We start from the raw sequence: 4,052 nt of genomic DNA on the forward strand, positions 1-4,052 counted from the left end.
AGACGGGCGCAGAGCGCCCTCCTCAACCAGCAGAGCGAGGGCACCGCCTAGAGTTTCCGGTGCGCGCCCGTAGCCCAACAGGTAGAGGCACCAGGTTTAGGTCCTGGCCAGTGCGAGTTCGACTCTCGCCGGGCGTACCGTCCCGAGGTTTGCCGCCTCCCGCGCCTGGGGAGCACTCATCACGCGCCGGTTCCGTCCGGCCAGCGTGCCCGGTCAGGACCCATCGTGAGCAACCAGCATCCGCCGTACGGCCCGCCCCAGCAGCGCGGGCAGCCGCCCCCGGAGGGCCAGCCCGGCTGGCCCAGCATTACGGCGGGCAGTACAGCGGACAGCATCCTCCCCACGGCCCTCCCCCGGGTTACCCGCCCACGCCTCCGAAGAAGTCCCGGCTCCCGGTCGTGCTCGGCCTGGTCGTGGTCCTCCTCCTCGTCGGCGGCGGCGTGACCACCGCGCTGCTGCTCGCGGCCGGTGACGGCAACGACGGCGACGGCCGGGCCGGTGGGGACCCGACCGCGCTCTCCGACGAACGGCTCGACGGCGAGGGCTACAGCTATGCGCTCCCCGGGGACTGGAGCGACGTCACCGACGAGGACGCGGTGTCCGGGGCGCCGGCGCTGGACACGGTGACGGCGTGGGGGACGAGCTTCAACGAAGCGCCGGCCAACGTGATCGTGGAGCGCGGCCCCGGGGTCGGCAACGTCTCGCCCGACGACGTCCACGACACCTGGGTGCAGGACATGCGCAGCGCCGCGGGCGCGGACGTTCAGGACCACGACGGCACCACCTTCGACGGCGAGGACGCGGTGGGCGCCAGGATCGAGCGTGACGACCCGGACGGCGGCCCGACCGTGCAGATCGCCTACCTGGCGATCCACGACCGCACGGCGTACTCCGTGATCCCCAGCGCCAGCACCGCGAACAGCGACGAGGCGATGGAGACGTACGACGCCTGATCGACAGCTGGACCTGGGAGTACTGAGCCGCCGGGGCCGGGCGGCCCGCGGTGCCCGGGTCAGAGGCCGGACAGCACGTCGGCGACGACGGGAGCGACGGCGCGGATCGCGCGCCCCCGGTGGGAGATCGCGTCCTTCTCCGCCGGCGGCTGCTCGGCCGAGGTGAGCGCGTCGTCCTGGTCGTCCGGGACGAACACCACGTCGTAGCCGAAGCCGCCGGAGCCGCGCTGCTCGCGGATGATCCGGCCGGGCATCTCGCCGTGCACCACGTGCTCGGCGACACCACCGGCGCCGATCGGGTAGGCGAAGGCGACCGCACACCGGAACGCCGCCCCCCGACGCTCGTCGGGCACGTCCTCCAGCTGGGCCAGCAGCAGCTCGTTGTTGCGGTCATCGCTCTTGGGCGGGCCGGACCAGCGCGCGGACAGCACGCCGGGCATGCCGTTGAGGGCGTCGACGCAGATGCCGCTGTCGTCCGCCAGCGACGGCAGGCCGGTGGCCGCGACCGCGGCCCGGGCCTTGAGCAGCGCGTTGTCCTCGAACGTCGGCTGGTCCTCGACCGGCTCGTCGTAGTGCTCGACGTCGTCGAGGCCCAGCACCTGCACGCCGGGCACGTAGTCCTCGAGGATGCGCCGCATCTCGACGAGCTTCTTGGCGTTGCGGGAGGCGAGGAAGACCCGCGGGGCGCCGTCGAGGGTGTCGGTCACGAGCCCAGTGCCGCCTGCTGCTTCGCGGTGAGGTCGGCGCAGCCCTTCTCGGCCAGGGTGAGCAGGGCGTCGAGCTCGGCCCGGTCGAAGGCCTGACCCTCGGCGGTGCCCTGGACCTCGACGAACGCGCCGGCACCGGTCATCACGACGTTCATGTCGGTCTCCGCGCGCACGTCCTCCTCGTAGGGGAGGTCGAGGCGCGGGACGCCGTCGATGATGCCGACCGAGACCGCGGCCACCGACCCGGTCAGCGCCTCGGGGACGCCGAGGTGCGCGCACGCGTCGGCCAGCGCGACGTACGCCCCGGTGATCGCGGCGGTGCGCGTGCCGCCGTCGGCCTGCAGCACGTCGCAGTCGATGACGATGGTGTTCTCACCGAGCTTCTTGTAGTCGATGACCGCGCGCAGCGAGCGGCCGATCAGCCGCGAGATCTCGTGGGTGCGACCACCGATCCGGCCCTTGACCGACTCGCGGTCGGAGCGGGTGTTGGTGGAGGCCGGGAGCATGGCGTACTCGGCGGTGACCCAGCCCAGGCCGGAGCCCTTGCGCCAGCGGGGCACGCCCTCCGAGGCGGACGCCGCACACAGCACCCGGGTGCCGCCGAAATCGATGAGGACGGAGCCGGCCGGGTGGTCCAGCCAGTTGCGGGTGATCGTGATGGGGCGGAGCTCGTCGTCGGCCCGGCCGTCTGCGCGCGTCATGGCGCCGACCCTACCGACGGGCGCCGACAGGGCGGGACGCGGTCAGGCCGCGCCCTCGTCCCGGTCCGCCAGGTCACCGGAGAGCAGGCCCGCCTCCTCGAGCCGCCGGTCGGTGACGGCCGGGGCCGCTGCAGGCTCGGCCAGCAGGTCCGCGACCACGTCGCCCTCGGACGGGCGGCACAGCGGGCAGCGGCCGGTCTCGTCGGGCTCGAAGAGCTGGCACACGACGCACCACTGCTTGACGGTCCGGAACGACATGGCGGCGCGGTGCTGGTCGAGGTTCGCCCGCAGGTGCCGGTAGCGGTCGTGACGGGCGAGGTCCGTGCTCCTCACGGGCGTCTCCTCTCTGGGACCGGAGGGGTCAGGACACCATTGAAGACCCCCGGACCCCTCTGCGCGCAAAGGGATCCGGGGGTCTGTGAGCAAGCCCACGCCGCCGACGGAGACCGTGGTCACCCGGGTCGGGTCAGGCGGAGGTCACTTCAGCTCGGCGCGCATGACCCGCCAGAGGCCGATCACGAAGGGCAGCAGGATCCAGATCGCGGAGCTGGTGACCAGCTGCCACCACTCCTCGCTGCTCAGGTTCACTCCACTGAACAGCGGCTGCTGGGACGTGCCGAGGTCGACCCAGGGAGCGATGTCCTGCATCCGTGACCAGATCGTGACGAGGATGTTGAACGCGATCGGGAGCACGAAGTAGAGCACGATCGCCGCCGCCGAGTTCAGCAGCACCAGTCCGAACGCCAGACCCTGGAGGATGCCGCTGATCTGGAGGATCGCGAACTTGCCGAAGTCGTCGGCGCCGATGTTCTCCCAGGCCCCCGGTTCGCCGGCAGCCACGGTGGCCAGGGCGGCGAGGGCGATGGCGACCACGATCGCGGCCAGGCCGACCAGGCACGCGGCCACGACCTTGGCGGCAATGACACGTGCCCGCGACGGCTCCAGGGCGAACGTGGTCAGCGCGGTCCGCTGGCCCCACTCGCTGGTGACCAGCAGGATGCCCATCACCGGCAGCAGGAAGCCCTGTGGCGTGGCGGTGGCCCCCATGAAGTTGAGGAACGTGCGCTCGCCGTCGGGCGCCGCGAAGAAGAAGATGACGATGATCAGGGCCGTGATCAGGGCGATCGACACCAGCAGCCAGAAGCCCGCCAGCGTGTCTGCCATCTTGCGCAGCTCGACCCGGGTCAGCCGGGTGAACGGCACCTTCGAGGAGCCGGACAGGTCGATCGTCCCGGGGGCGGGGGCTGCTGCGGTCGCGCTCACTGCGCGGCTCCTTCCGTGAGGTCGTCGCGCTGGGCGTCCGCGGTCAGCTCGAGGAAGAGGTCCTCGAGGCCGCCGTCGTTCGGGCGCAGCTCGATCAGGGTGATGGTGTTGGCGGCGGCGACCTTGCCGACCTGGAGGGCCTCGGCCTCGGCGCGCAGGCCGTTCTGGTGCGGCGTGGTGGCGATACCGGCCTGCTCCAGCGCGGCCGCGAGCTGGTCGCTCTCGACCGCCCGGACGAACGTGCCGGAGTCCTGCAGCAGCGACTCGGGGGTGCCCTGGGCGACGATCCGGCCGCGGCCGATCATGACCAGGTCGTCGGCGATCTGCTGGACCTCGTGCAGCAGGTGGCTGGACAGCAGGACGGTGCCGCCCCGCTCGGCGTACTGCTTGAGCAGGCCGCGCATCCAGCGGATGCCGGCCGGGTCGAG

The 4,052-nt window shown here is 72.2% G+C and carries 6 protein-coding genes and 1 tRNA gene; 2 read left to right on the forward strand and 5 right to left on the reverse strand.

From position 1 onward, the window contains the following. Positions 1–63: 63 nt before the first annotated feature. Together EKO23_RS24305 and EKO23_RS25565 are read left to right on the forward strand one after the other, a co-directional pair. Positions 64–137, forward strand: a tRNA-Leu gene (locus EKO23_RS24305). A gap of 261 nt (positions 138–398) precedes the next feature. Continuing rightward, a complete protein-coding gene (locus EKO23_RS25565; RefSeq protein ID WP_167880638.1) occupies positions 399–953 on the forward strand; it encodes a hypothetical protein in 555 nt (184 codons plus the stop codon). Between the two features lie 59 nt (positions 954–1,012). On the opposite strand, the gene EKO23_RS24320 is transcribed toward EKO23_RS25565, so the two are convergent. From EKO23_RS24320 to EKO23_RS25570, 5 genes are all read right to left on the reverse strand, one after another. Continuing rightward, positions 1,013–1,660 (reverse strand): non-canonical purine NTP pyrophosphatase, encoded by a 648-nt coding sequence (locus tag EKO23_RS24320; protein WP_281280998.1) that lies wholly within the window; start codon positions 1,658–1,660, stop codon positions 1,013–1,015. Continuing rightward, a complete protein-coding gene (gene rph / locus EKO23_RS24325; protein ID WP_134721107.1) occupies positions 1,657–2,361 on the reverse strand; it encodes a ribonuclease PH in 705 nt (234 codons plus the stop codon). The genes EKO23_RS24320 and rph overlap by 4 nt, the downstream gene beginning before the upstream one ends. Positions 2,362–2,403: 42 nt before the next feature. After that, positions 2,404–2,694, reverse strand: coding sequence for a hypothetical protein (locus EKO23_RS24330; protein WP_134721109.1), 291 nt, complete (start codon positions 2,692–2,694; stop codon positions 2,404–2,406). A gap of 144 nt (positions 2,695–2,838) precedes the next feature. Continuing rightward, positions 2,839–3,624 carry an ABC transporter permease subunit gene (locus EKO23_RS24335; protein ID WP_134721111.1) on the reverse strand — a complete coding sequence of 262 codons (786 nt, stop codon included), beginning with the start codon at positions 3,622–3,624 and terminating at the stop codon, positions 2,839–2,841. After that, positions 3,621–4,052: ATP-binding cassette domain-containing protein (locus EKO23_RS25570; protein ID WP_484213840.1), on the reverse strand; the 432-nt coding region annotated here is incomplete at its 5' end. The genes EKO23_RS25570 and EKO23_RS24335, both read right to left, overlap by 4 nt.

The organism is Nocardioides guangzhouensis, assembly GCF_004519545.1.
In the GTDB taxonomy this organism is placed as follows: Bacteria; Actinomycetota; Actinomycetes; order Propionibacteriales; family Nocardioidaceae; genus Nocardioides; species Nocardioides guangzhouensis.